This is a genomic window from Mammaliicoccus sp. RAM2, assembly GCF_045897195.1.
In the GTDB taxonomy this organism is placed as follows: domain Bacteria; phylum Bacillota; class Bacilli; order Staphylococcales; family Staphylococcaceae; genus Mammaliicoccus; species Mammaliicoccus sciuri.
In genome coordinates, this window is record NZ_JBJNWI010000008.1 from 85,101 (window position 1) to 111,633 (window position 26,533).

Annotated in this window: 27 protein-coding genes; 10 read left to right on the top strand and 17 right to left on the bottom strand. The window is 33.4% G+C overall.

Annotated features, from left to right (window positions below; translation table 11 throughout):
- Positions 1-36: 36 nt before the first annotated feature.
- Both licT and ACJTHF_RS12020 read right to left on the bottom strand, forming a co-directional pair.
- Entirely contained in the window at positions 37-882 is an 846-nt protein-coding gene (licT, locus tag ACJTHF_RS12015; RefSeq protein WP_106417283.1) for a BglG family transcription antiterminator LicT, read from the bottom strand.
- A gap of 122 nt (positions 883-1,004) precedes the next feature.
- Positions 1,005-2,378, bottom strand: coding sequence for a YfcC family protein (locus ACJTHF_RS12020; protein ID WP_058590999.1), 1,374 nt, complete (start codon positions 2,376-2,378; stop codon positions 1,005-1,007).
- 297 nt (positions 2,379-2,675) lie between these two features.
- On the opposite strand from ACJTHF_RS12020, the gene ACJTHF_RS12025 reads away from it, so the two are divergent.
- Genes ACJTHF_RS12025 through cobA form a run of 5 tightly spaced genes read left to right on the top strand, consistent with a single transcriptional unit; the run spans position 2,676 to position 7,517 of the window.
- Entirely contained in the window at positions 2,676-3,416 is a 741-nt protein-coding gene (locus ACJTHF_RS12025; RefSeq protein ID WP_119469424.1) for a sirohydrochlorin chelatase, read from the top strand.
- Positions 3,397-3,858 carry a bifunctional precorrin-2 dehydrogenase/sirohydrochlorin ferrochelatase gene (locus tag ACJTHF_RS12030; RefSeq protein WP_119469425.1) on the top strand — a complete coding sequence of 154 codons (462 nt, stop codon included), beginning with the start codon at positions 3,397-3,399 and terminating at the stop codon, positions 3,856-3,858. Before ACJTHF_RS12025 ends, ACJTHF_RS12030 begins: the two co-directional genes overlap by 20 nt.
- Positions 3,851-6,256: a nitrite reductase large subunit NirB gene (gene nirB, locus ACJTHF_RS12035; RefSeq protein ID WP_119469426.1), complete on the top strand. Its 2,406-nt coding sequence runs from the start codon at positions 3,851-3,853 to the stop codon at positions 6,254-6,256. The genes ACJTHF_RS12030 and nirB overlap by 8 nt, the downstream gene beginning before the upstream one ends.
- A 2-nt stretch (positions 6,257-6,258) precedes the next feature.
- Entirely contained in the window at positions 6,259-6,576 is a 318-nt protein-coding gene (gene nirD, locus ACJTHF_RS12040; protein ID WP_058590929.1) for a nitrite reductase small subunit NirD, read from the top strand.
- Positions 6,567-7,517: a uroporphyrinogen-III C-methyltransferase gene (gene cobA, locus ACJTHF_RS12045; protein WP_232156984.1), complete on the top strand. Its 951-nt coding sequence runs from the start codon at positions 6,567-6,569 to the stop codon at positions 7,515-7,517. The genes nirD and cobA overlap by 10 nt, the downstream gene beginning before the upstream one ends.
- A gap of 413 nt (positions 7,518-7,930) precedes the next feature.
- Here the strand turns inward: cobA and ACJTHF_RS12050 are convergent, their stop codons facing one another.
- The 11 genes from ACJTHF_RS12050 to ACJTHF_RS12100 form a co-directional block, all read right to left on the bottom strand.
- Positions 7,931-8,818, bottom strand: coding sequence for a CobW family GTP-binding protein (locus ACJTHF_RS12050; RefSeq protein WP_182679445.1), 888 nt, complete (start codon positions 8,816-8,818; stop codon positions 7,931-7,933).
- Positions 8,819-8,831: 13 nt separating this feature from the next.
- Positions 8,832-9,368 (bottom strand): dCTP deaminase, encoded by a 537-nt coding sequence (gene dcd, locus ACJTHF_RS12055; protein WP_078355372.1) that lies wholly within the window; start codon positions 9,366-9,368, stop codon positions 8,832-8,834.
- Positions 9,369-10,709: a nucleoside recognition domain-containing protein gene (locus ACJTHF_RS12060; RefSeq protein WP_232156986.1), complete on the bottom strand. Its 1,341-nt coding sequence runs from the start codon at positions 10,707-10,709 to the stop codon at positions 9,369-9,371.
- Entirely contained in the window at positions 10,703-11,824 is a 1,122-nt protein-coding gene (locus ACJTHF_RS12065; RefSeq protein ID WP_232156988.1) for an NAD(P)/FAD-dependent oxidoreductase, read from the bottom strand. Before ACJTHF_RS12065 ends, ACJTHF_RS12060 begins: the two co-directional genes overlap by 7 nt.
- A 236-nt stretch (positions 11,825-12,060) precedes the next feature.
- The gene (locus ACJTHF_RS12070) at positions 12,061-13,794 is read right to left on the bottom strand and encodes an ABC transporter ATP-binding protein (RefSeq protein WP_232156991.1); all 1,734 of its coding nucleotides are present in this window, start codon (positions 13,792-13,794) and stop codon (positions 12,061-12,063) included.
- 34 nt (positions 13,795-13,828) lie between these two features.
- Positions 13,829-15,583: an ABC transporter ATP-binding protein gene (locus tag ACJTHF_RS12075; RefSeq protein ID WP_232156993.1), complete on the bottom strand. Its 1,755-nt coding sequence runs from the start codon at positions 15,581-15,583 to the stop codon at positions 13,829-13,831.
- 29 nt (positions 15,584-15,612) lie between these two features.
- Positions 15,613-17,067 carry an ABC transporter ATP-binding protein gene (locus tag ACJTHF_RS12080; protein WP_232156995.1) on the bottom strand — a complete coding sequence of 485 codons (1,455 nt, stop codon included), beginning with the start codon at positions 17,065-17,067 and terminating at the stop codon, positions 15,613-15,615.
- Entirely contained in the window at positions 17,060-17,791 is a 732-nt protein-coding gene (locus ACJTHF_RS12085) for an energy-coupling factor transporter transmembrane component T (protein ID WP_037589623.1), read from the bottom strand. Before ACJTHF_RS12085 ends, ACJTHF_RS12080 begins: the two co-directional genes overlap by 8 nt.
- Positions 17,788-18,366 (bottom strand): MptD family putative ECF transporter S component, encoded by a 579-nt coding sequence (locus ACJTHF_RS12090; protein WP_058590937.1) that lies wholly within the window; start codon positions 18,364-18,366, stop codon positions 17,788-17,790. The genes ACJTHF_RS12085 and ACJTHF_RS12090 overlap by 4 nt, the downstream gene beginning before the upstream one ends.
- Before the next feature lie 377 nt (positions 18,367-18,743).
- Positions 18,744-18,959 (bottom strand): SDR family NAD(P)-dependent oxidoreductase, encoded by a 216-nt coding sequence (locus ACJTHF_RS12095; RefSeq protein ID WP_058590938.1) that lies wholly within the window; start codon positions 18,957-18,959, stop codon positions 18,744-18,746.
- 35 nt (positions 18,960-18,994) lie between these two features.
- On the bottom strand, positions 18,995-19,243 hold the full coding sequence (locus ACJTHF_RS12100; protein ID WP_058590939.1) for an SDR family oxidoreductase: 249 nt from the start codon (positions 19,241-19,243) through the stop codon (positions 18,995-18,997).
- A gap of 344 nt (positions 19,244-19,587) precedes the next feature.
- Between ACJTHF_RS12100 and ACJTHF_RS12105 the strand changes: the two genes are divergently transcribed.
- The 5 genes from ACJTHF_RS12105 to ACJTHF_RS12125 all read left to right on the top strand — a co-directional run bounded on the left by ACJTHF_RS12105 (position 19,588) and on the right by ACJTHF_RS12125 (position 23,102).
- A complete protein-coding gene (locus ACJTHF_RS12105) occupies positions 19,588-20,154 on the top strand; it encodes a phosphoglycerate mutase family protein (protein WP_182679443.1) in 567 nt (188 codons plus the stop codon).
- A 49-nt stretch (positions 20,155-20,203) separates the two neighbouring features.
- Positions 20,204-20,563 carry a hypothetical protein gene (locus tag ACJTHF_RS12110; protein WP_078355382.1) on the top strand — a complete coding sequence of 120 codons (360 nt, stop codon included), beginning with the start codon at positions 20,204-20,206 and terminating at the stop codon, positions 20,561-20,563.
- A 149-nt stretch (positions 20,564-20,712) separates the two neighbouring features.
- A complete protein-coding gene (locus ACJTHF_RS12115; protein ID WP_119469392.1) occupies positions 20,713-21,192 on the top strand; it encodes a GNAT family N-acetyltransferase in 480 nt (159 codons plus the stop codon).
- A gap of 186 nt (positions 21,193-21,378) precedes the next feature.
- Positions 21,379-22,209 carry an ABC transporter permease subunit gene (locus ACJTHF_RS12120; protein WP_407812625.1) on the top strand — a complete coding sequence of 277 codons (831 nt, stop codon included), beginning with the start codon at positions 21,379-21,381 and terminating at the stop codon, positions 22,207-22,209.
- The gene (locus ACJTHF_RS12125; RefSeq protein WP_058590944.1) at positions 22,206-23,102 is read left to right on the top strand and encodes an ABC transporter permease subunit; all 897 of its coding nucleotides are present in this window, start codon (positions 22,206-22,208) and stop codon (positions 23,100-23,102) included. The genes ACJTHF_RS12120 and ACJTHF_RS12125 overlap by 4 nt, the downstream gene beginning before the upstream one ends.
- A 394-nt stretch (positions 23,103-23,496) precedes the next feature.
- On the opposite strand, the gene ACJTHF_RS12130 is transcribed toward ACJTHF_RS12125, so the two are convergent.
- Genes ACJTHF_RS12130 through ACJTHF_RS12145 form a run of 4 tightly spaced genes read right to left on the bottom strand, consistent with a single transcriptional unit; the run spans position 23,497 to position 26,519 of the window.
- On the bottom strand, positions 23,497-24,279 hold the full coding sequence (locus ACJTHF_RS12130) for an amino acid ABC transporter ATP-binding protein (protein WP_058590945.1): 783 nt from the start codon (positions 24,277-24,279) through the stop codon (positions 23,497-23,499).
- Complete coding sequence (locus ACJTHF_RS12135) at positions 24,280-24,984, bottom strand: amino acid ABC transporter permease (RefSeq protein WP_058590946.1); 705 nt, start codon at positions 24,982-24,984, stop codon at positions 24,280-24,282.
- Between the two features lie 11 nt (positions 24,985-24,995).
- Entirely contained in the window at positions 24,996-25,709 is a 714-nt protein-coding gene (locus tag ACJTHF_RS12140; RefSeq protein WP_058590947.1) for an amino acid ABC transporter permease, read from the bottom strand.
- A gap of 18 nt (positions 25,710-25,727) precedes the next feature.
- Positions 25,728-26,519, bottom strand: a complete 792-nt coding sequence (locus ACJTHF_RS12145) for an amino acid ABC transporter substrate-binding protein (RefSeq protein WP_058590948.1) — start codon at positions 26,517-26,519, stop codon at positions 25,728-25,730.
- Positions 26,520-26,533 lie beyond the last annotated feature (14 nt).

Below are 26,533 nucleotides of genomic sequence, written 5' to 3' on the forward strand. Positions count from 1 at the left end.
TTTATTTTGTTTTCGTAACATCAATATATCACATAATTATTTATTGTCAACGCTTTCATTTCTGGAAATTAATCTCTGTATATGAATCGTTAAGTACAACGCTTCATCATGCGTCATTTCATACTGGTACTTTTTCAATAAAAATACTTCAATTTTCTTCACACATTTAAATGCATGTTTATATTTTTCTTTTACTATCTCGTAAAGTTCGATTTCATTTGTATCAAGCGGGTTACTTGAGAAAATACGTTGTGCAAGAAATTTTAAATGTGTCACAAATCTATAGTAAGTTAGACTTTCTTCATCAAAATCTAATCTAAAATGGTATTTCACTAAGCTTAAAATATTTTGCACCATTTCTGTGACTTGATTATAGTCTGCTAAGTTATTATGTTCTGCATTTAACAAATGAATTGCAATAAATCCCGCTTCATCTTCATGTAAACGAACACCAACAATTTCAGCAATCCAATCTAATGCTTGAACACCAATTTCATACTCAGTTGGATAAAAACGCTTCGTTTCCCATAGCAATCCATTCTTTATAGCCATTCCCTCTTTTTGTCGCTCAATAGCAAAGTTTATATGATCCGTCAGTGCAACATAAATAGTATCGCTGAGATCTTTTTGATATTTATCTTTCGATACTTCGATTATTTTCTCAACAGCTTGAACCACTTCAATCGGCACTTCGATTAATAACGTTTTAAAGCGATCAGAAATTTCCTGGCTACTTAAATCAAATATTTTTTCAATCTTTGATTCTTCCACAATATCGCCTTCTTGCTTTTGAAAACCTATCCCTTTCCCCATCACAACACGTTCTTGGTTGTTGTGGGTGACACTAATCACATTATGATTGATGACTCTATTTATCTTCATATGACACCCCTTTAATTAATAAATACATTGTGCCACACCGTTATAATAATTATCAATCTATAAATAAAAGAGACCCAAGTTATCAAACTTGAATCTCCTTCTACAACTTATTAATTTTCTCCCTACGACCAACCGATTAACTGCGCAAAGATTAATGAAATGATTGAAATGACACCCCATACGATAAAGAGTGGGAAGAAGAATCGGATCCATTTTGTATATGATACGCCTCCGATTGCCAATGCTGCCATAAAGTACCCGCTTGTTGGATAGAAGACATGTGTAAATCCGTCTCCTAATTGGAAGGCTAAGACTGCGGTCTGTCTTGTAATACCTAGCATATCTGCTAATGGTGCCATAATTGGCATTGTCACTAACGCTTGTCCGCTTCCTGAAGAAATAATAAAATTAATCAACACTTGTACGATATACATACCGACTACTGCTACTGTTGGTGTTGCACCATCGATAACAGAACCTAATCCGTGAACGATACTGTCCATAATTTTACCGTCTTCAAGTACAACGGCTATTGAACGTGCAAGTCCTACAATAATGGCACCCATTAATACATCTTTGAAACCATCATTAAATGACTCACAAATTTCACGCGTATTCAATCCAGTGACTAAACCTACTACAATACCCATAACTATGAAAAGACCTGACATTTCTACCATAAACCAGCCTTGTGTAATAACGCCGTATACAAGAATGATAAAGAATAAGAGCACTACGGCAATACCGATTTTTTGTCGTTTAGTCGCAACGAGTGGTTCTTGATTCGTAATATCTTTGTACATATGTCGCTTCTCAGTATCATCATGATAAACTAAACTGATTGAAGGATCTTTTTTAATTTTTTTAGCGTATTTCATAATAAATAATATCGTTACAAATAGTACAATCACAAAAATAGCTAAACGTAATCCAAGTCCTGAAAATGTTGGAATACCTGATAATTTTTGTGCTAATCCTGTATTGATTGGATTTAATACACCGACCGTGAAGCCGACTACAGTACCACACAATGCAATAGATGTAGCGGTTATAGAGTCATAACCTAACGCAATAATAAGCGGAATAATAACCGGAATATAAACGAGTGACAACTCTGCTGTACCGATTAATGTTGCAATAATCGCAAATACTGTTGTTAATACTGGAATAATCAAAATGCTTTTATTTATAAACTGGCGTGCAAGTTTATCCACACCAATTTCAATAATACCTGTACGTCTTAACACCATAAACATCCCACCGATGATAAGTGTAAAGAAGACAATTTCTCCTGCTTCAATTAAACCTCGTGGTATAATCGAAATAAAATCAACCAAACCAACTGGTGCTGAATCTATGTAATGAAATGAATCTGCGTCTACCATTTCTCTACCCTCAGGCCCTTTAACCCTATCAAACTCACCTGATGGAATTAAATATGTAGAAATAGTTGCAATCACACCGAAAACAAATAAAATCACATATATATGTGGCATACTAAACTTTTTGTTAGACCTATCTTCGTTCTTTGCCTTATCATTTTCCTTTACCAATGTGCACGACCCCTTTGCTTATTTTGATAAACAATTTCATGCTATCACGTTTAGTAAAATTTATAATTATACAAATCTGAAAATTTAAAAAATATTTTTGTCAGTTATTACAAAAAATCATATGCATGATTTATTTTTTCACGTTAATATATAGGGAATTCCCTATTTTTCTTCTTTTTGAGAAAAAATTCACAAACTTTCGTTATATTGTTTTAGAATAAAGATGTAGGAGGGATTGTCATGCGAAAGACGATTTTAGTTGTTCATGGTATGAGAAAAGGAAAGTTAAATGAAACGTTATTAAATTTTATTCATCAAACTTTTAATAGTGATGAGATTGATTATGAGGTGGCCTTTTTAGAAAGTGAAGAGATCCTATTAGATGAAGTGATTCAACAATCGGTTGATGCTGGATATTCACGTATTCATCTTGTGCCGTTATTATTGTTTACCGCTTCTCATTATTATGAAGATATCGAAGCGTTATATGAATCATTTCAAGATAAGAACCCGAACGTGCAGTTTATATTAAGTAAACCATTGGGCACACACCCGATTATGACAAACTGGGTTGCTTCACAACTTGAAGCTTACAAAGATGACATTGATGATGAAACTGGAATTGTCGTACTTGCTCACGGTAATGCACGCTTTGATGAACCGGATGTTGCACTTACACGAATTTGTCACAAACTATCAACGGATCAAAATCCATGTTACCCGAGTATGGTCTATGGTGAACTGCGCTTTAAAGAAACGTTACCGAAAATCGCTAAAAAGCATCGTAAATTATTAATTATTCCATTTTTCTTCTATGATGGTTTCCTTGTAAATAAGTCGAAACGTCAAATAGAGTCTCTAGGTTTACCGAATCCTATCACATATACGACGGCTATTAATTTTCATCCGTTATTAAAAGACATCGTACATTTAAGAATTGCTGAATGTGAGGCGGTACCGGATGTATCCAGTACAACTTAACCTTAAAGGTAAACATGTCGTAATCATTGGTGGTGGCAAAATTGCATGGAGAAAGTTCTCTAAATTGAAATCAGAGCCTTGCTCAATTGATGTTATCGCACGCGAATTTCATGAGCACTTTGATATGATTCAACCAACGAAACATATTCGCCTTATACAAGCAGACTATCAACGAGAACATATTGCCCATGCAGATTTAATTATTATCGCAACTAACCAGCCCGAAACGAATGACCGAGTAGCTCAAGACGCCCTACTCTCTCAATGGGTCAATCATACCGGGGATCGCAAACAATCCAACTTTTATAACACCTTAGATATTGAACACAATGGCCTAACAATTAGTATTAGCTCACATGGCCAAGATATTCAACGAACACAACACTATGCAGTGAAAATTAAAGCATGGTTAGATTCAACGAAGGAGGATATGCATGAGTAAAACAAAACTTTTAATGATCGGTAATGGTATGGCTGGTGTCCGTACAATTGAAGAAATTCTAGATCGTGATCCAGACCGCTTTGAAATCACAATCATCGGTAAAGAACCTTATCCAAACTATAACCGAATCATGTTATCAAACATTCTTCAAAATAAAATGACAAAAGAAGAAACGATTATGAACCCTTATGAATGGTATGAAGAACATAACATTCGATTAATAACAGGTAATAAGGTTGTAAAAATTGATCGTGAACTAAAACAAGTCGAAACAGAACATGGCGTGAAAGTATCATATGACCAAATGATTATTGCGACTGGTTCTGATTCATTCATTCTACCAATTGATGGTTCTCGTCTAGAAGGTGTTGTCGGTTTCAGAACCATAGATGACACTGAAAAGATGTTAGAAACAGCTAAGACTAAAAAACGTGCCATTGTTATAGGTGGCGGTTTACTCGGTCTAGAATGCGCACGTGGTCTTGTAGATCAAGGTATGGACGTGACAGTCGTACATTTAGCAGAATGGCTGATGGAAGTACAACTGGATCGTAAAGCAGGAGAACTTTTAAAAGCAGACCTTGAAAAGCAAGGTATTAAATTTGAATTACAAGCGAATACACAAGAAATTATTGGTGAAGACTATGTTGAAGCTATACGTTTATCAGATGGACGTGTTATCGCAACAGACATGGTCGTGATGGCAGTTGGTATTCGCCCAGTAACGAAAGAAGCACGTGCCGCTGGATTAGAAATTGGACGCGGTATCATAGTAGACGATTTCATGCGTACAAGTGACCCAGAAATTTACGCAGTTGGAGAATGTGCAGAACACCGTTCAAAAGTTTACGGACTTGTTGCCCCACTATATGACCAAGGTAAAGTCCTGGCAGATCATATTACGGGCATTCCAACTGAAGGTTACAAAGGATCAACGACCTTTACTTCTTTAAAAGTATCAGGCTGCGATTTATTTAGTGCAGGTTGGATTACTGAAAGTGAAGGTGTCCGTGGTATTGAAACTTTTAACGGTGTCGATAACATTTATAAGAAAATATTCGTCAAAGATAAGACGATTGTCGGTGCAGTACTTTATGGTGATACAGAAGAAGGCAATCGCTTTTATAATATGATGAAAAAAGGCGATACAATCGATGAATATACACTCGTTTCAATTCTTCATAAAGCAGGAGAAGTTGATGCGATTAGCGTTGCTGAAATGGATAACGATGAAACAATCTGCGGGTGTAACGGCATTTCTAAAGGTGTCATCGTAGAAGCGATTAAAGATCAAGGTTTAACGTCCGTAGCTGATGTCACACGTGTGACAAAAGCTGGTAACTCATGTGGTAAGTGTAAAGGTCAAATCGCAGAGCTCTTAGAATATACACTTGGTGACGACTTTGTTGCTGCAGCGCCAACAAGTATTTGTGCATGTACAAACCTTACAAGAGATCAAATCGTTACTCAAATTCGGGCTAAAGGTTTAAAAACATCTAAAGAAGTTCGACACGTATTAGACTTTAAAGATAAAGGTGGATGTCCAAAATGCCGCCCTGCTATTAACTACTATTTAAACATGGTATACCCTCATGACCATGAAGATGAAAAAGCTTCACGCTTTGCGAACGAACGTTACCACGCCAATATTCAAAAAGACGGCACATTCTCTGTTATCCCACAAATGCGCGGCGGTGTCACAGATGCCGATCAACTTATTCGTCTTGGTGAAGTAGCTAAGAAATACAACATCCCATTAGTCAAAATTACTGGTGCACAACGTATCGGTTTATACGGTGTTAAAAAAGAAGAATTACCACAAATTTGGAAAGATTTAGATATGCGTTCAGCATCTGCATACGGTAAGAAGACACGTTCAGTTAAAAGTTGTGTTGGTAAAGAATTCTGCCGATTCGGTACACAATTCACAACAAAATTAGGTATTCGTTTAGAGAAAACATTTGAATATATCGACACACCACATAAATTCAAAATGGGTGTTTCAGGTTGTCCACGTAGCTGTGTAGAATCAGGTGTAAAAGACTTCGGTGTCATTGGTGTAGAAAATGGTTTCCAAATTTACATTGGTGGTAATGGTGGTACAGATGTCGTCGCAGGTGAATTACTGACAACTGTTGAAACTGAAGATGAAGTTGTCAAACTATGTGGTGCATACATGCAATACTATCGTGAAACAGGCATTTATGCAGAACGTACAGCACCATGGCTCAAGAGACTTGGCTTTGACCAAGTGAAATCAGTTGTACTTGACCCTGAAAAACAAGATGAACTTTACGCGCGCATAATGAATGCGAAACGTGCATACGATACAGAGCCATGGCATGAAGTCGTGCTAAATAAAGATAAACGTCACATTTTTGAAGTGGAGAAGGTGTAAATATGACATTAACAAATGAGAAAGTAAGAGTTGCACATATTTCAGAACTCGAACCGTTAATCGGTAAGAAAGTCATCGTCGGAGATACCCAAATTGGTTTATTTTTAACTGAAGAAGGAAACATTCGTGCGATTAATAATGTTTGCCCTCATAAACAAGGTCCATTATCAGAAGGTACAGTGAGTGGAGATTATGTATACTGTCCACTTCATGATCAAAAAATTGACTTATCGACTGGTCAAGTCCAAGAACCAGATGAAGGATGTGTCGCAACTTATTCTGTAGAAGTGGTCGATGGAGACATATACGTATGTCTATAATCGCACAACCCCAAGTATATTTAATCGGTGCAGGTCCAGGAAATCCTTTATTATTATCTAAAAAAGCAGAGCGATGTATTAAGCGGGCAGATGTTATTTTATACGACCAACTCGTGAATCCATTTATATTACAATTTTCATCACCAGAATCGGAATGGATTCATGTTGGTAAACGACCTTATCACAAATCTATGAAACAAGAAGACATTAACCAATTACTTGTTGAAAAATCACGCATAAATAAGACGGTCGTCCGTCTAAAAGGCGGCGATCCAGCAATATTTGGACGCCTTGCGGAAGAAGTTTCTACATTAAAATCACACAACATTACATTTGAAGTCGTACCTGGTATAACAGCCGCTTCAGCTGCCATGAGTGAACTTAATCGTGGGTTAACAGAACGTAATGTTTCAACTAATATTACATTTACAACTGGCCACTTCAAAGATAATGAAGAACAATCTATTGATATTACAACACTCAAACACGGTGGCACCCTCGCCATATATATGGGTGTTAAGAGATTACCAACTTTAGTTAAAGAAATTAAAGCAGAAATCACAGACGACATACCAGTAGCCGTTATCTTTAGCGCCACACGACCAGAACAAACGGTCATATCAGGCAATGTATCTAATATCGTCGAAAAAGTGCAGTCACTCTCACATATACCAGGACCTGGTATCTCAATTGTAGGTCATGTTGTTAGAGATTTAGTTGAAGATATATCAAGTAAAGAAGAAGTCGAGTACGTAAAATTTATAGGCAATCGACAGAATATAATAGACGATGCATTAGAAGTGTATGAAGTAGGCGGATGGGCAATCATAGATGATCGCGACCATCCCAACCTACACCCAACACAACATAATATCCTCACCGAGCTCATCAATCAAACAACATTTACAAAAGTTGTAAATACAGAAGTAGTGAATGTTTAGGATGATAGAGTTTGGTGAGGGAACACGGTGAGGTGAAGGCCGCGCACGAAGAATCTGAGATATCGTGCGTTATACCCTGAAATAGTGCCCTGGCGCACGAAGAATCTGAGATATCGTGCGTTATACCCTGAAATAGTGCCCTGGCGCACGAAGACTACGAGATATCGTGCGTTATGCCCTGAAATAGTGCCCTGGCGCACGAAGTCTACGAGATATCGTGCGTTATACCCTGAAATAGTGCCCTGGCGCACGAAGACTACGAGATATCGTGCACTTTCAAATAATCTAATCAAAAAAACAGCTGTCGCTTTGAAGTTTCTAAGTGAGTTAGGCCCATTTTATAAAAAACACTTTTGTTAAATTCACATAATGTGAATTTCTACAAAAGTGTTTTTTTGTGAGTACTCTCTTCCTCAATATAAACTAAAAAAGATATTTTCTTCGTTTATCTTTTCTCCAATTAAAATTAGATAATCATCTATGTCTATATCATACTTTTCAATAAGCACATTACTATTAGAAATTTGAACTAAATATTTATTAGGACTATTCTCGAATGTTATAAACCCTTTTACACGATATACCTTTTGGGGTAAATTCTGTAACCATAATTTGAATTTTTCCATTTGAACTGGCTTATCAATTGAGTAGTATTTATGGTAAATATGATTATGAAAATTTTGATTTTGATTCTTAAATGGGATGTTTTTAACTTTTTTAGATAAGTGATGATAACTTACTTTTCCATAAGTTGTTGTAAATGTTTCTGCTCTTGGATATTGTTCTTGTATAGATTTAATAACATTGATTGCCTCACACGAATCGATTAAATCAAGCTTATTTACTATAATATCCTGACAATACTTTAGTTGAACATCGATAAGTTGTTGTGTTTGTTTTGAATAGGTTAAAATTTTTTGATATTCCGGTATATCTATGATGCCGATGATACTTCTTATTGTTATAAATGGCGAAAGTACAGGTGTCAAACATGCATCAAGTACTTCTAATGGGTGTGCAATACCACTACATTCAATTAAAACTATTTCTGGTTGTTGTTCAATATATAACATATGCAATTGATGTGCAACATCATCTTTCATTTCACAACATATACAGCCATTAATGATTTCATTTACTGTTACATCAGACTGAATTAATTCAGAGTCAACTGTCCTCTTACCAAACTCATTCATAATGACAGCGATACGTTTACCTTCTTCATGGACATCTTTAATTAAATGATTCAGTAAAGAAGTCTTCCCGCTCCCTAAAAATCCAGTGATGATAAAAATTTCCATACCAAATCCACCTTTAATATTTGTCAAAATCCATAAACACTTTACTACCTGTTGTGTTGAGTTGTCCTTGGTACTTTCCATTGTACCCAGAAATAGCAGGTGAATGCGTACGCGCTATTACGAGTTGACAAATTCGTTGACCTTCTTCAATTTTTAATGAGAAATCATTCGCATTAAATAATTCTAAAGTAATATGACCTTCAAATCCCGGATCTACCCAACCAGCATTCTGTATAAATAAACCCGCTCTACCAATTGAACTCCTCCCTTCTACAAAACCCGTCATCATATTTGAAAGTTTCACACATTCCTGTGTAGTCGCTAACACAAATGATTTACCAGGTATAATAAAAGACTTGGCAACGACTTCATCATACTGAATAGGATCTTTCAACGATTGCACATTATCTTTTGGTGAAATGGGTAGTAGAAAATGATTGCCTAATGTTAAATCAATAGAAGCGGGTTCAATAAGTTGTTCTCGATAAGGTGTGACACTTACTTGACCTTCACTAATAAACCGCTTAATATCTTGATCTGATAATATCAATTAAATCCCTCCAAATAAATTCATAATCAATACAGTTCCACATAAGCAAATGGTCGCTGTAATCATTTGTTTTACGACAATTCCTAGACCTTGCTTCCACCCTAAATTTTTAATTATCATAGTGATTGTTACAGAACATGCAGAAAATGTTGAACTAAATAATACTAATAAGAACACACTTTTTAACGACATCGTTTGCAATAATGAGCCCTGATTCATATTGAACAACAACATACCATCTTTTCTAATCATTGAGAATAGAATACCCGTTGACATCTCTTGAGGTGCATTCATCAACTGTAAAATTGGATTAAAGACATTTGCAGCCCACAGTAAAATAGGTGTCATAGAAAGGATACTCGCACATACACAAATCATCATAAATATCGGTAATGCTTGAGCTAAGAATGACAGAATAGTCTGTTTGGATTCTTTCCAAACAGCTATAACTGAAGGCTTTCTAACTTTATCTAATACATAATAATGGGTTGGTATCATGCTTTTTGAGGACCATAGTTTAATATGTATTAAGCCACCGATAAACACAATCATTAAATAAGGTAAGAATAACCATGGTGCTTTGACGACGCTGAACAAGGAAAGCGTCGCGCCAATTTGATAACTACATGATGAACCAAAGCTGATCATACTTATACAGTTATTTTTAGTACAAGCACTACAGTCATGGTTAGCACGCAATACTGCTGCGGAATTACAACCAAATCCTTCAATAACTGGTACAATATCGTAACCAGTTAATCCTACTTTTGTCATAACTGGATCGATTGACCAAACGATATAAGATTTTAAATGACTTTCACTGATAATATTCGTAGAAATACTAATGAAAACGACAACGGGTAATGCCCAAATGATTGAATATATGCCGAGTGACAATAACCCATAATCCCCAAATAATAAGTCATTCAAAGCCTTTTCGTCGAATTGAACAGTATGTATTACATAGTCTAAAAACTGCTCTACCCAATGATTTTGAATATATTGAGATAAATAATAAGAAATATATATTGGCAACATAAACATTAATATGATTAAAGCAAAAGCTAAAAACATGTCTTTTACTTTAGGAATATGTTTCGCTTGTTCTTGTCTTAAGATATTCAATTCAGAGATAATATATTTTGATTCGTCAGGGTCATCTATCTTTTGCTTACAGTTTTCATCTAGTGTGAGCTTTAATTGCTTTTGAATGATATACCTTTTAAACTGTAATTTCTGCTCTGTTGATAGTTTTTTTAGCTGCTTAATCACAATATAATGTTCACCGTTTGGTATCGGTGAACAAGTTCCATTTTTAATATTATATTCAACTTTTAACATGAACAGTTCACATCACAACAATCATAATCATCTAAAAACATTTGATTTAATTGATAGAACTCAATAGCATCTTCATTTGCTTCAAAGCTTTCTCGGTCACATATTAATTTTGCTAGAACAGCTAAACGCGTTCTAAATTTGTAAATATAACAAAGAATAACATCTTGATGTTTAACCGTATCTCCTATCATAAAGACATTAGGATTAATTGTTGATTCATCATCGTCAGTTAGCATAAAATTTGTACCATCATTTTCAAATAATATTCGAGTTAGTCGATTATGTTGAACAGGATTAAATCCAGTAGCAAGTATCGGTTCTTCGGAAATTTTCACATCGTCGTGTACGCCGTTAAATTGAATAACATATTGACCATTTTTATACTCAATTTCTTTCACCACATGTTCGGTATGAATACGTATGGGATAACCAAGTTCCTTTAATTCTTCATATCGTTGGTGTGTATAAGGAGAAAGTCGAATACTTGGATCAGCATCTTCTTGTTTATAACTTGTAGAATTAGTATAAATATCGACGATTTTACCGGATAATGCTAAATTGAGCGCTGCATCAAATCCGCTTTCGTTACCTCCAATTACGACAGCCAGTTCACCATTTATATCTGAAAATTTTTCAACCTCACTATAATGTCTACCATGTTTAAACGGTTTATAAGGATATGAAAAATTCCCTGTCGCAACAAAGATATATTCAGCATCAATAGTCCCATGATCTGTATACACTTTATATGTTTCATTGTATATATTATTGGATACATCTAATACATTTGTATGTTGGTCAACTTTCAAGTTATAAATCTGTACAAGCGCTTCTAAATATTGAACATAATCTTTGCCTAAAATATGTTCTTTCTTAAAAGTAAAAGCAGGGGAACTATGAGGTGTGATTGCGTTAATATCTGGTGTTCCAAACCCATTTGTTGTAAACGAAGGTGTGATAAAACGAGTTGATAATGGCCAATTTTTAAAAGATTCACCAACTTGTCCTTTATCTAATATAAGAATATCATCTAATCCCATTTCAATTAATGCAATAGCCATACCTATACCAGCAGGACCCGCACCAATAATCACTACTTTATTTGTTTTTTCCATTTTAACACTTCCTAAATCGTAATCATTACTATTTAACGATATAAATAAAGTAACATTTTTAAAATGAATACGCAAGTTTAGAAAATTCATATTATTAATCAAATATAATAATGATAGTAAATAGTATTTAAATTAATATTAGGCGACTTATCCTATATAGATCATATAGAATAAGCCGCCTAGAAAATATTGTTTATTAAGTGCACAATATATGTGTTTAGATACTACTGGTTTTCTTACAATCTCCAACCTTCTGATTGTGTCTTGATTTGGATGAAGTTCTGATAAGTTCCTGCTTGATTCACGAGTGTTTCGTGATCGCCTTTTTGTATGATTTCTCCTTCGTTTAATACGATGATTTCATTGGCGTTTTTAATTGTTCCAATTTTATGTGCGATTGTGATAACTGTTTTGTCTTTGCTTAATTCATCAATTGCACTTTGTATGAGATGTTCGTTCTCTGGATCAATACTCGCAGTTGCTTCATCTAGTATGATGATTGGTGCGTCTTTTAATATCGCCCTTGCGATAGATATACGTTGTTTTTCTCCACCAGATAAATTATTCCCTTTCTCATTGACCATTGTTTGATAGCCATCCGGTAGTGACATGATGAAGTCATGACAGCATGCTTGTTTCGCAGCTGCGATAACTTCTTCTTTAGTTGCATCTGGCTTACCGTATAAAATATTATTTTCGATTGTATCATTAAATAAGTAGACCTTTTGAAACACCGCACTAATATGAGACATCAGTGTACTTAGTGTCATATCTCGGATATCAACGCCACCTATTCGAATTGTACCTTCGTCTACATCATAAAATCTTAACAACAAATTACATAAGGTAGACTTACCGCTTCCTGATGGTCCTATGATTGCTGTAGATGTTTGTGCCCCTACTTTAAAGCTCACATCATTAATCACACGGTGCTCTCCGTATGAGAAGCTTACATGATCAAATTCAATATCAAAGTTATCGATTTCGATATCTCTTCCTGTTTCATCTAATATAGGTGCGTTCTTAATTTCTTCAATATCATTTAACGTCATATCGATCATTTCTAACACGTGTGCTGCACTGTTTACATTCTCCACACTTTCAAATATCACAAATGAAAAGATAGAAATCATAATAAGCGTTGGTAAATCAATGCTTTGATTGATATATAATAAGCATGCAATAAATACTATGACGATAGAAAGAATCTTTAAGCTCAACAAATGCAATAAATTAAACGGTATGTATTGTAATTCAATTTTTGAATTCACGCGTTTACTTTCATCTACTGCTTTGTTAAAACTTTGAAGACTCGTATTTTCTTTTGAGAATGATTTAATAACTTGAATACCTCGAACGACTTCAAGCACTTTCTCAACAAGTTGATTTTGAACGTGATGATAATGCGGCGCGTTTTGATGGCTTTTCTTTTCTAATAAATGAATGCAAAGTAAAGAGAGCACTACGCCAATAAGTGCTAATAGTGACACTTCCCAAGACACAACTAAAAGCGACAAAATTAATACAGTAATTAATATATAGCCGTTTACGACAATATCGATCATCTTCATTGCATAATTTTCTAAGAACGTTAAATCTGTTGTAACAACCGTTGCAAGTTCATTTGTTTGATGGTCTTCAAAATACCCTAGTCTTACGTTCTTAAGTTTATCACCAATATTTAAACGTTCTTTCGCACTCATTTCATAGGCGATACTTTCTTGAAGTCTATTCTTTAAATAAGCTGTCACAAATCTTGCTAATACTAATAAAATCATGATGCCTAACACACTCATAATTTCATACATTTCAATTTGTTTATGAGATAGCACACGGTTAAACACTTGGGCAGCTAAGAAGATTGGTAAGGCGATAAAAATAGAATTAATAAATGACATTACAAATCCTAAAATCATTCTTGATCTATAAGGTGTCGCCCACTTTAAAATCTTAAATGTAATCTGAAACATGTTAATCCTCCTTTATATTTGAATGTATTACAAATTAAGAAGAGACCCCCCAATCTTTCGCACCGATGTGCATATCCCACATTTGTTTATATTGACCGTTCATATCCAGTAGTCTTGCATGGTCACCTTTTTCAAGAATTTGTTGATGACCTAACACAATAATTTGATCTGCTTGTTTAATGGTAGATAATCGATGGGCAATAACAATAAGCGTCTTATTTTGAGTTAAAGCATTTAATGCAGCTTGAATTTTTTGTTCATTATCTGGGTCGACATAAGCTGTCGCTTCATCTAATACAATAATCGGTGCATCTTTCAAGATCATTCTCGCTATTGTGACACGTTGTTTTTCACCGCCCGATAATTTATCACCAACTGAACCTACATTCGTATCATAGCCATCTGGCAATTTCGTAATAAATTCATGACATTGCGCTAATTTAGCCGCTTCTTCAACCGCTTCATCCGATGCTTCCGGATTACCTAATTTAATATTTTCTTTAAACGTAAGATTTAATAAGAAGTTATCTTGGCCTACAAAACCAACTAATTCATTCAGTTTCTTAGGTTCAATATCTTTAATATTTACGCCACCGATATCAATTTCACCGGATGTTACATCCCAGAATCTTGAAAGTAATTTCGCAATCGTAGACTTACCACTACCAGATGCACCAACAATTGCTGTAAAAGTCTTCTCTGGAATATCAAATGACAAATGATTAAATACTAAGTTATCTTTGTCATTTGAATAAGAGAACCCAACATCATTAAATGTGATTTGATGATTTTTAGGTTCTTTAAAAGCTTTCGAGACTTCAAGTTCTTCTAAATTCAATACTTGGCGTACTTCTGTAATCGCATATTGGATTGATTTTAATTGATTAACATAATTCGTAAAGTTCTTGATTGGTGCGACAACACCTAAAGACAGTACTAAGCAAATAAAAAATTCTGCATAGTTCAACTGGTCAATTGAAATCAAATACATACCTAGTGGTAGCACACCTAGAAAAGTCGAAGGAAGAATACTTGCACCTAAGTTCATATAGCCCCATGTGCTTTTAAACCAATTTAAAGTATGTATCTTATATGCATTAACAGCATCTTTATATTTTTTATAAGAATTTTGAGATTGATTAAATGTTTTAATGACTTCTATACCTTCAATGTATTCAACAATTGAGCTGTTCATGTAATTATTCGATGCCATTTGTTCTTCGTAAGTCTCATTAAATCCAGACATTAATTTTTTGAAAGCAAAAAATGCGATCGGCACCGTAATCAACATTGCACAAGCCATACGCCAATCGATAATGACGATATAAACAAATATAGAAATAGACAGTAATAAATTACCTACTACTTCTGGAATAATATGCGCTAACGGTAATTCAATCGTTTCTACTTTATCGACAAATATACTTTTAAGTTCACCAATTTTTTTAGATTCTACTACACCTAAAGGTAAACGCATTAATTTATGTGCCAATTGCTTTCTAATATTAGATAAAATATCATAAGCCGTCACATGTGATAACATCGTCGAACTTCCGAAACAAATAACCTGTATCACATAAGCACCTGCCGCGATACTTATATAATAAATAACTTGATTCATCTCTGTATTTCCATCAATCATTAATAGTATGATTTTATATACCGTCCAATAAGGCACTAATCCTGAAAACACACTAATAATAGACAATACAATAGATAAAACAATCTTCCATTTAGCATCTTGTCCAAATACGAGTAATGATTTTATCCAATGTTCATCGGTGTTCATACTTTACTGACTCCTCTCATTGATGCGAATTATACATCGAAATAATGATTCAATTGATCGATGCCTTGATGATTCAATGCGAACTGATTAATAAGACGACCACCTCCAAAATGTAAGACATATGTACAAATCTCTAATATCAATGATTTATCATGTGTAATGATAAAGATTTGCTTTCCTTTGTCATGGATGTCGTTAATCATTTTCGCGACTTTTTTCATATGATATAAATCCAGCCCTGAAGTAGGTTCATCAAATATAATGATTTCCTTACCACTCAATATTGCCGTAGCAATGGCCATTCTTTGTTTTTCACCACCAGAAAGTGACAATGGATGTTCATGTTTTTTATCTAACAAATTCATACTTTCTAACATGTCATCAACTTGTGTTTCTGTTAATTGAACATTTAATAGCTGTAATTCTTGTTCCAAGCTTTCCGTAAATAATTGTGTGTTTACATCTTGGAAAACCATATAGCTCTGCTTTAATAATTGTTTCTGTTTGAGTCGCTTCTCGTCATACGTCACATGTCCTTTAAAATCCTTCAGCAAACCACATAAACATTTAGCAAAGGTCGATTTACCACTTCCGTTATCGCCGATAATCGCGACTACTTCACCTTTTGGTATGGCTATTTCATTCACATCTAATTGTTTCTCTTTATTAAATTTGTCATACGTATAACTAAAATTATGCATTTCCATGACATGATCATCAAACTGTGGCTCATGTTGTAATCGTTCCTCTTGTCCGTATCGAATACCCATGCTTTCAAGTTCGTCACGATGTAGTGATTTAAACGAACCTATTGGATAATGTGCATGTAACGAGCCGTCTTCCATATAATAGACGCTATCTGCCTCATCCATAATATAATCCAAACGATGTTCTATCAGAACGACCGTTTTACCACGTTCTTTCAAATAACAAATCATTTCTTTTAATTTCTTAATGCTATACATATCTAAATTTGAAGATGGCTCATCTAATACGACAACATCTGGGTTAGTAATAAGTACTGTCGCACATGCAATAATTTGTTTTTCGCCACCTGATAACTCAAATATATTGCGATCCAATAAATGCTCAATCTTAAACTGGTTCATAACTTTTTTAATCTTTTCAATGATGACCGTTTTATCAATACCTTGATTTTCCAAATTAAACGCAAGCTCACTTGTCGTATCAACGTTATAAAATTGCGTCTTCGGATTTTGAAATACACTACCGACCATTTGTGATAATTGATACATCTCAATTTCCGATATATTGCGTCCATACAAGTAAACATGCCCACTTATGTCACCATGTTGAACTTTAGGAATTAAACCATTTATCAATTTAGCAACGGTAGACTTCCCGCTACCTGATTTACCACAGAACACGACTAATTCACCTTGTTTAATTTGAAGTGAGACATTTTGAATAGCTGGTTCTTCTGAAGAAGCATAGTTGAAAGTTACATTATCAAATTTAATCATTAAACAACTTCTCCTTAAAATAAATAATCCATAATATCACCATGATAATGATTAACAATATATCAAGTAGTTTAAACTTCACGACGCATACATTCGTCCGTTTAAATGGAGAATCAATCCCTCTCGTCATCGCTGTAAAAGAAAGATCATTCCCTATTTGAACAACAGATATAATAAGCGGAATCATTCTATATTCAATCATTTTAAAAAAATGATTCGAAAAGTTAATACCTCGCATTTTCATGGCATAATTAATATTTCGATATTCTTCAGCAATCGTCGGGAAAAATCTAAAAATCACAGATATTGGAATGATAATATTTCTAGGTAATTTCATTTTTTCCATAGCTGCTATAAATTCACTTACTTTTGTAGAGAATAACGTGTAATAGCCAACAATAAACCCAGGAAACATATTCATAAATATCCCAACAAATGCGAGCAGAATAAATTTAATCATGCCTTCTGCATAAGGAATAACCCAATATTGAATGCCTATCAGCACCAAAAAAGTAACTGCACATTTAATAAACAAACTGATCTTATGAATAGATAATAATAATGCGAGTGAAAATAACGTTAAACATACTCTTAAAATACTTTGTGAACTACCACTTGATATTAAAATCGTACTTATCGTGATCGTTAAAGCGATCTTAGTTCTAGGGTCTAATTTTGCGACAATGTTCCTATGATCTCTTAATGAACCAACAACCGTCTTCACACAAGTCCCGCCTTTTTAAAATGTTTACTAAACATTTTCTTACCTAACCAAGCACCAACAAGACCACCAATCACTGTCAAAATAAACATCATAGGTAACGTCCATAAAGGTGTAATAGATTCCAAGACATTTACGTAATCTTGACCGTAAGACTTCCCGACCTCTTTAAAGTATTGATCTCTTGCAATAAACATTCTTACAACAAATCCCATCATCCAAAGCGAGAAAATAGCATAGCCCCACGCAATTGATTTCCACTTTTTATATCCACCAGATTTCATAATGAAGTCACCAATCAAACCAAAGATAATACCAAATGGAATCATAATTAAGCCACTGCCCATCACTGTAAAAGCAATACCTAAAATCGTTCCAGTCAATGTCACCATACCAAATTTATCTATCTTCATAACATATAAAATAAACGGAATACCGCATACAATCGGACAAATGAACCCTAGAAACGGTATAAAAAATGGTATATAACCAATCATAAAAGTAACAAAGAACACTACTAAATAAATCGCTGTAAAAATACCTACTGTAATTAAATCTTTAACTGATAATTTATTCATAATCTAACTCCCCGTCTGTTAAAATTTTGATTTTATAAGCATAATCATTACGATTTAAAAATTAAATAATTCACCTCTTTTTATATAACATTTCATTACTACAATGAATATATTTATATTTTTAATGTTATTATTTCTTTTTTATAGAAACTTACAATAATATAATAACCTAGTTGATAATCATTATCAATGAAATTATGTAAAGAATTTACAAATGAATAAGCCTTTCTAACCATAAAAAAGAAGCCTCTTATCGAGACTTCTATCATTTTTCTATATATTCAACTTCATTTAGTATGCTATTTGTCCTCCGTCTGCGAGATAAACTTGTGCTGTCATGAATTTAGCTACGTCTGAAGATAGGAATAATACCATTTCTATGGATTGCCTTTCCGAGATTTCGTCATTTCTGTTTCTGTTAGTCCTGGTGCAATCGCATTAATTCTACCCCCATTTTCACCGTAATCGAATCTTGCTGATTTTGCCATCCCTACTACAGCATGGTTAGCTGCAATATATGGATTCATTTCAAGGTCTGCTATTAAACCTGCTACAAAAGCTGTGTTTACAATCGTTCCACCGTTTTCAAGCATGGTTGAATTTCATATTTCATAGATAAGAAGACGCCTTAAATGTCTACATCTAATACTTTATCAAAAGTATCTACGTCAATATCAGCAAATTTATTTAGTTTATTTAGAATACCTGCGTTATTATATACATGATCTAAACTGCCAAATGTTTCAACTGTTTTATCGACTAAATTTTTCACTTGGTCAGGTTGTGAAACATCTGTTCTTACAAAAATGGTTTTACTATATTTGTCTTTGATTTCTTGAACCGTTTGTTTAGAACGTTCATCAAAATCATCAAACACAATATTTCACCATTTTTATCAAATTTTAAAGCAGTAGCCTTACCAATACCCGAAAACGCAGCCGTAATCAGAACCGTTTTGCCTTCAAATTCACTATACTTAATCATCCGAATCACTCCTATAATATTTAATACTTATATCACATTAAGTAAATTTACATTATTGTTACAAAGTAACTCAGGTAAAATATAAATTTTTCAAAATTATTTATTTTAAATCATTATCTTTTTATTAATGAAAAAATATTGCCTGTGAAATGAATTGAAGTTGTATTATTATTAATGATTGAAACCTAACAAATAGCTATAATAAAACATATAATGAAGATTATGGGGGTAGCTATAATGATTTATATTATAAGACATGGTCAAGCTGAACATAATACAGATGAACCTTATAGTTTTAATATAAGGAATCCAAAGTTAACATTACAAGGAAAAGAAGATTATAAAAAGTTAAGAAAAGAAATTAGAAGTGATTCAAGATTTTGGGTTAGTCCTACTGTCAGAGCTATAGAAAGCGCACAATTATTAAGTGATGAAAATGATATTACATTTGTTGATATATTAGCACCTAGAATTTATCCTTATAAAAAAGTTTCTTTAAATCCATGTGATCAAATGATACCAAGTGATTATAATATAAGTTTGAATTTTATAAGTGTAACCGACGTAGCGCATCCAAATGATTTAAATGAAGAAGCATTTATTTCACATTTTAAAGAATTCATTGATGAATATATAGATGATGATAAAAATAATGTAATCATAACTCATGATGGCGTTATAGCAACTTTATTGTCGTATTATAAAAACATCAAACTTGAGCGAGATTCGAATCATGATTTGATGTTACATGATGATATATTTAAATTTAACAAGCAAGACTTTTTAAAAGGCTTTAATGAATAAAATAATTAGTTTTAACAAATTCAAAACTTTTATTTAGGTGTGGTACGAGATGGTAGAGTTATTTGTTGTATTAGGGGTTATTTTGACCAATGTCATTTATGATGTAATTGTCTATATGACGCATAATGATATTTCATATATGATATGTTTATTTGCCTACAGTATTGGTATATATTTAAGATATCAATTTCACGAGAGTCAAATACATGTAACACGAAGACAAAGGATTAAAGAGTTATTTATAAATCTCACGATATTTATGAGTATGAGCTTAGGTTTTATACTGCTAAAAGCAGCTGGGTGGGCAAATATTTATACAATGTTAATCTATTACTTTTTTATAGTTGGCGTTATCATTCTTTATATAAATAGAAAAAACACTCAAGTACGCGATAGCCGTGACAAATAACGTCATGGCTTTTTGTTATCTTGTTATTCAGTTATTTTCACTAATAATTGTGCAAAATGATTGGGTTCATATATAATGAGTCCTAATATTATTTCAAATAAATTAATCTAACATAATCTTGATTAAGCCCAAAGCAAAGGAGTTCTTTTATGATTATTCGAGAAATGACACATGAAGATAACGCAAAAGTAAAAGAAATTATACAAAGCTCATTAGAATCACTTGGACTTGCGATTCCTGGATCAGCTTATTATGATCCTCAACTTAACGATCTTCACAAATATTATGCTAATTTAAACCATGCGAACTATTGGGTAGCTGAAATTGAAGAAGAAATTGTGGGTGGCGTTGGAATAGCCCCGTTTAACGAACATGATAAAGTTTGCGAATTACAAAAATTATATTTAATTCCAAAAGTCCAAGGACTAGGACTTTCCAAGAAACTCATGGAAACCGCTCTGTCCTTTGCCTTTGAACATTATGAACAATGTTATTTAGAAACAATGCATGAATTAAAAGCAGCATGTATCCTATATGAGAAATTTGGATTTACACTGTTAAACGAACCACTCCCAGGTTCTGACCACTCCGCAATGGATGCGTGGTATATAAAGTCTAAAGAAGATTAATAAAAGCCATGATAAATTACGTCGTGGCTTTTATTTCATTTCTCAGCAACAATACTTTCTATACACCCTTGTAAATACCTTCAAAAATATGTAAATTAAATATAAGTATCATTTTACACTAGCAGTAATACATATTATCTTTAGAAAGTAGGTAAATGCCTTATGAGAAAATTATACAATTTCATCATGGCGATAATTACATTCTTATTATTAGCATGTTTGCCTGCTTTATTCGATGATCAACATTTTAGTTTCTTGAATTATCTTAATGCCTTGAAGTCGACATTTTTATACACATTTCATCCTCAAGAGATTATATTTACAAATAAAATATCACATGTTGAACGCAGTTTATTTCCATTCTTTATTGAACCTTGGATAAATACTATTGTGATTTTGTTTGCTGCGCTATTGTTAGCTTTTATCGTATCTTTATTATTTACATACCTTCTATATGTTAATGACCATATTAAAAAATGGTATTTAAAAATTAATACAGTTCTATCTATTATTCCCGATATTTTTTATATACCTTTTTCTATTTCATTGATGATATTATTTTATCGATATACAGATATTCTATTGTTTAATGTAGCGAATAGTTCCGAGGATAAAGCTTTAATATTCCCTATTTTGGTGCTATCCATTATACCTTTAGTGAGTAGTGTGACATTTTTAAGTAGTATTCTAGATGATGTATCTCGTGCAGATTTTGTTGAATTTTCTAGAGCGAAGGGTTTATCAAATATAGAGCTATACTTTAAACACATATTAAGGAATTTGTTTGCATCATATTTAATCAACTTTAAACATATTATTTGGATCACGCTTTCAAGTTTATTACTTTTGGAAAGAATCTTTAACATGCACGGTTTGTCATCATTTATATTTGATTATGGATCTCCAGAAGTATTATTTGTCACGTTTATATTGATTTATGTACCTATATCTCTCGCCATATTTATGAGTCATAAAGTATTATTTACCATCACTGGCGTACGGGGAGGGTTATCATGAAGAAGTTTTATATACTATTAACGTTACTTATCTTACCCGCCCTAGTTGGTGTGATTTATTTTGATTTACTAAACATCACGCCTAAATCTATGAATTTTCTATACAATTCTAATGGGGATATTATGAAAAGCTCGCCATTTGCACCTAGCTTCAAAGCATTGTTTGGTGTGGATACCGCTTCTAAAAACATGTTATTTGAAGTGTTATCAGGATATCGTATCACTATACTGATTATCATCGTCATATCAAGTTTATCTGTTCTTTGTTCAGTAGTAATTGGAACTTATTTAGCATTTAATCGCAAGACAACAAGTATTTACAGTATCTTCTCTAATGCTTTATTTTATATTCCTCAATCTATATTGGCGTATATCTTATTACAACCTTTACTATATGAAACAATAGATGGATTTACGACTAATATGCAATTTAGAATGATTTATAATATCATTATTCTGACAATCTTAATGACACCAACGACAACAATGCTGATAAAAGAATCAACTCAGCATATATTAAATCAAGACTATATCGAAGCTGCTTATACCATTAGTCCTCATGATAAACATATTTTTATCAAACATGTATTACCTAACATACAAACTCAATATTTAATCATATTTTTGAGAATATGTTTTCAAACTTTGCTCGTCATGACACACCTAGCCTTCTTCAAAATATTCTTAGGAGGTACAAAGGTTTGCTATGGACCCGCATGTGAAATTATAGAACGACCAAGTATCAATGACTTAAGCAGTTTATTAGGCTTTCACTCTAACGAGCTAACAACAAACTGGTGGACATTCTACGCACCATTAGTTGGCATATTATATATATTTATCATTATTAATTTGATGTCTCAGGAATTGAAGAGATCAATACTTAAATATTAAAAAGCCGAGACGAAGGATGTCTCGGCTTTTAACTATATTACTGAATTGTATGAAATTGGCGCACGATATCTCTCAGTCTTCGTGCGATACAGCCTGATTTTACCCTATAACGCACGATATCTCTCAGTCTTCGGGCGATACGGCCCTATTTTAGCCCCAACTGCACGATATCTCGTAGTCTTCGGGCGATACGGCCTGATTTGACCCCTAACTGCACAATATCCCTCAGTCTTCGTGCGATACGGCCCTATTTTAGCCCCAACTGCACGATATCTCTCAGTCTTCGGGCGCTCACCCCTGATTTTACCCCATAACGCGCGATATCTCGTAGTCTTCGTGCGCTCAAGTCCGAACAAAAAAAGGCTCGACACATAGCATGCCAAGTCTATTTTCATTAAAGTGTATGTTGTAATTGCCGTTGTTCTTTTAATTTGAATATATAATCTGGCGAAACTTTTTGTAAGAATTTTTTTGTGCGTTCTTGTTTAGGATAATTGAAAATTTCATGAGGTGTACCCTCTTCAATGACTTTGCCTTGGTCCATAAAGACAACTTTGTCAGCAACATGTTTTGCAAATTCCATTTCATGTGTGACGACAACCATAGTGACGCCTTGATTTGCAATTTTAAGCATGACTTCTAATACTTCTCCTACGAGTTCGGGATCTAATGAGGCAGTTGGTTCGTCGAAAAGAATAATTTCAGGATTAATCGCGAGTGCTCTAGCTATACCTGCTCTTTGCTGTTGACCGCCTGATAATTGACTTGGATATTGGTCGAGTTTATCACCTAATCCTACTTTTTCTAGTTCTGAAATTGCAATTTCTACTGCTTCTTTTTTTGTTTTTTTCTGTACGACAATAAGCGCTTCGGTTACATTTTGAAGAATTGTTTTATGTTTAAATAAGTTGTAATGCTGGAAGACCATTGAAGTTCTTTTTCTCAGTTCTAGAATATCTTGTTGATTGGTTTTATTTACATTAATGAGCTTGTTACCAACAATAATTTCACCTTGTTCTGGCTTTTCAAGTAGGTTTAAGGAACGTAATAATGTTGTTTTTCCAGAACCACTTGGTCCTAGAATAGCGATAACTTCTCCTGTTTTTACCGATAAATCAACGCCTTTAAGTACTTCTATACCATTGAAACTTTTAACTATATTTTTAGCTTGAAACATTTAGAATTCCTCCTTATATACGGATCGTCTTTTTTCAGCGATACTTTGAATGTATTCAATGATTAAACTTAATATCCAGTAAATAATACCTGCAGCGATAAATGCTTCTAAAAATGAATAATTGTCTGCTGCCACAATATTAGCTGTGCCTGTAATTTCAGGTACGGCTATGATTGATGCTATTGAAGTCGTATGTAAGAATCCAATTAGCAAATTAGTGAAGTTAGGGAAAGCAATATCAATAGCTTGAGGCAACAATATTCTTTGAAACACTTCTTTATGTGTCATTCCGGTTGAATAAGCTGCTTCTATTTGACCGTGGTCAACAGATATGATGCCTGACCTTATAATTTCAGTTAAATATGCACCGGCAGTTAATGATAATGCCATAATGACAAATACTACGACAGGTATTTTGTTAGGATCAACTGAAATATACATTAAATCGGCAACTAATTTTATAAGAGCTGGTAAACCTAAATATATAAGCATAATGTGCAATATAGCAGGTGTACTTCTGAAAAATGATGTGTAAAAATGCGATAGTGGTTCCATAAATTTAATGTGTCTTATTTGAATAAAGGATATTACAATTGCAATTAATAAACCGAATATTATTGGTAAGATGGTCATTAAAATAGTTAAAGGAATGACTTTAACCATCGCTTGTAACGCTACACCTATAAAGGGAATATCAAGATTCATCTCATCACTCCTTAAATTTTCAAATCATATACAGTAGTAAGTGAATCTCCTTTTCGAGTCAACTGACTTACTTTAGAGAATAATTTTTCTAATAATATTGCAGTTAAATAATAAATGATAGCCAGAGAAACATAGACTTCTAAAGAGTGATTACTTGAAGAAATTAATGTTTCCCCACGGCCAGACATATCCATGACACCAATCGTAAATGCCAATGATGTATCTTTTAAAAATCCAATAATCGTATTACCGAAATTGGGTAATGCTTGGTACATCGCTTGTGGAAAAATGACTCTCACAAAAGTTTGACGTTTTGTCAGTGCAATACTATAAGCAGCATCAGATTGATCTTTTCCAACGCTATTGACTGCACCTCTAATAATTTCAGCTATACTTGCGCCACTACCTAGCGCATAAGTGACGATAGCTGCATATAATGGTGGAATATTAGATGTATCAATACCCATTAACATGGTGATGGCTGGTATACCATAGAACACAATAAACAATTGAATGATTATTGGTGTACCTCTGAAAAAGGATATATAAATAGTGCTTAACTGATTTAATATAGGTACTTTATATATTTTAGTGAGTGCGATTAAGAGTCCGATAACAAATCCAATAATGAGGGATAATGTCAAAATATATAAAGTAGTAGGTAAGTATTTTATAAGTTTTGGTAAAAAATCTAATATAAGTGTGACATCAAAGTATTTGTCCAATGCAAATCACTTCCTTAATCAATAAGAAGATTTAGCATAGTTTTCACCAAGCCATTTCTTACTTAATTTTTCTAGCGTACCATCTTCTTTAATTTCTTTTAGTGCTTTATCTACATCTTTACTGAGAGGCTTATTTTGCTTGTTGAACATAAAGTAAACTTTAGAGTTAGATAATACTGGTCCTACTGATTTTTGTTTAATTGGGCTCGTTTTATTCTGGAAATCAACTGCAAAAGGTGTTGTGACTGTTGCATCAGCTCTTCCTGTTTTTAATTGATTAGCTGTGTCATTAGAACCTTGTCCAGCATATCCAATATCAAAGTTATCATTTTGTTTCTTAGAAACTTTTTTAATAACAGGTACGGCGTTACTAGATGCAGAAACGACGACTTTTTTCCCTTTTAAGTCTTTAGGATCTTTGATTTCATTGTTATCCTTTAAGACCGAAAGTTTTAAAGGAAACACACTATAAGGCGTTTCATTAAATAAGAATTTTTTTGAGCGTTCATCACTTTTTTCCATTTGATGTGCAACCATATCGACTTTATTTTGCCCTAAACTTACTAATAAATTTGAGAAATTCATTGTTTTGAATTTAAATTTATAATTAGGTAATCGTTTATCAATTTCTTTAACAAGTTCGACGTCATAACCTGTTAATTCACCGTCTTTATCTATAAAGCAAATGTTAGGGAATTGTGTTCCAGTCCCTACATTAATGGTTTCGACTTTGGATTTACTTTTAGCAGAGCATCCTGAAAGTGCTATAAGTAATGCAAATGTTATAACTAAGCTTAATAATTTTTTCATAGAGACCTCCAATA

Coding starts and splice junctions, on each gene's coding strand:
- ACJTHF_RS12090 (WP_058590937.1), bottom strand. CDS start 18,366: ATGAATAAATTATCAGTTAAAGATTTAATTACAGTAGGTATTTTTACA.
- ACJTHF_RS12065 (WP_232156988.1), bottom strand. CDS start 11,824: ATGGAAAAAACAAATAAAGTAGTGATTATTGGTGCGGGTCCTGCTGGT.
- ACJTHF_RS12105 (WP_182679443.1), top strand. CDS start 19,588: ATGATTTATATTATAAGACATGGTCAAGCTGAACATAATACAGATGAA.
- ACJTHF_RS12125 (WP_058590944.1), top strand. CDS start 22,206: ATGAAGAAGTTTTATATACTATTAACGTTACTTATCTTACCCGCCCTA.
- ACJTHF_RS12075 (WP_232156993.1), bottom strand. CDS start 15,583: ATGAACACCGATGAACATTGGATAAAATCATTACTCGTATTTGGACAA.
- ACJTHF_RS12110 (WP_078355382.1), top strand. CDS start 20,204: ATGGTAGAGTTATTTGTTGTATTAGGGGTTATTTTGACCAATGTCATT.
- ACJTHF_RS12135 (WP_058590946.1), bottom strand. CDS start 24,984: ATGAATCTTGATATTCCCTTTATAGGTGTAGCGTTACAAGCGATGGTT.
- ACJTHF_RS12070 (WP_232156991.1), bottom strand. CDS start 13,794: ATGTTTCAGATTACATTTAAGATTTTAAAGTGGGCGACACCTTATAGA.
- ACJTHF_RS12145 (WP_058590948.1), bottom strand. CDS start 26,519: ATGAAAAAATTATTAAGCTTAGTTATAACATTTGCATTACTTATAGCA.
- ACJTHF_RS12020 (WP_058590999.1), bottom strand. CDS start 2,378: ATGCCACATATATATGTGATTTTATTTGTTTTCGGTGTGATTGCAACT.
- ACJTHF_RS12030 (WP_119469425.1), top strand. CDS start 3,397: ATGTATCCAGTACAACTTAACCTTAAAGGTAAACATGTCGTAATCATT.
- ACJTHF_RS12115 (WP_119469392.1), top strand. CDS start 20,713: ATGATTATTCGAGAAATGACACATGAAGATAACGCAAAAGTAAAAGAA.
- ACJTHF_RS12130 (WP_058590945.1), bottom strand. CDS start 24,279: ATGTTTCAAGCTAAAAATATAGTTAAAAGTTTCAATGGTATAGAAGTA.
- cobA (WP_232156984.1), top strand. CDS start 6,567: ATGTCTATAATCGCACAACCCCAAGTATATTTAATCGGTGCAGGTCCA.
- nirD (WP_058590929.1), top strand. CDS start 6,259: ATGACATTAACAAATGAGAAAGTAAGAGTTGCACATATTTCAGAACTC.
- ACJTHF_RS12095 (WP_058590938.1), bottom strand. CDS start 18,959: ATGCTTGAAAACGGTGGAACGATTGTAAACACAGCTTTTGTAGCAGGT.
- ACJTHF_RS12080 (WP_232156995.1), bottom strand. CDS start 17,067: ATGATTAAATTTGATAATGTAACTTTCAACTATGCTTCTTCAGAAGAA.
- ACJTHF_RS12050 (WP_182679445.1), bottom strand. CDS start 8,818: ATGGAAATTTTTATCATCACTGGATTTTTAGGGAGCGGGAAGACTTCT.
- nirB (WP_119469426.1), top strand. CDS start 3,851: ATGAGTAAAACAAAACTTTTAATGATCGGTAATGGTATGGCTGGTGTC.
- ACJTHF_RS12025 (WP_119469424.1), top strand. CDS start 2,676: ATGCGAAAGACGATTTTAGTTGTTCATGGTATGAGAAAAGGAAAGTTA.
- ACJTHF_RS12060 (WP_232156986.1), bottom strand. CDS start 10,709: ATGTTAAAAGTTGAATATAATATTAAAAATGGAACTTGTTCACCGATA.
- ACJTHF_RS12120 (WP_407812625.1), top strand. CDS start 21,379: ATGGCGATAATTACATTCTTATTATTAGCATGTTTGCCTGCTTTATTC.
- licT (WP_106417283.1), bottom strand. CDS start 882: ATGAAGATAAATAGAGTCATCAATCATAATGTGATTAGTGTCACCCAC.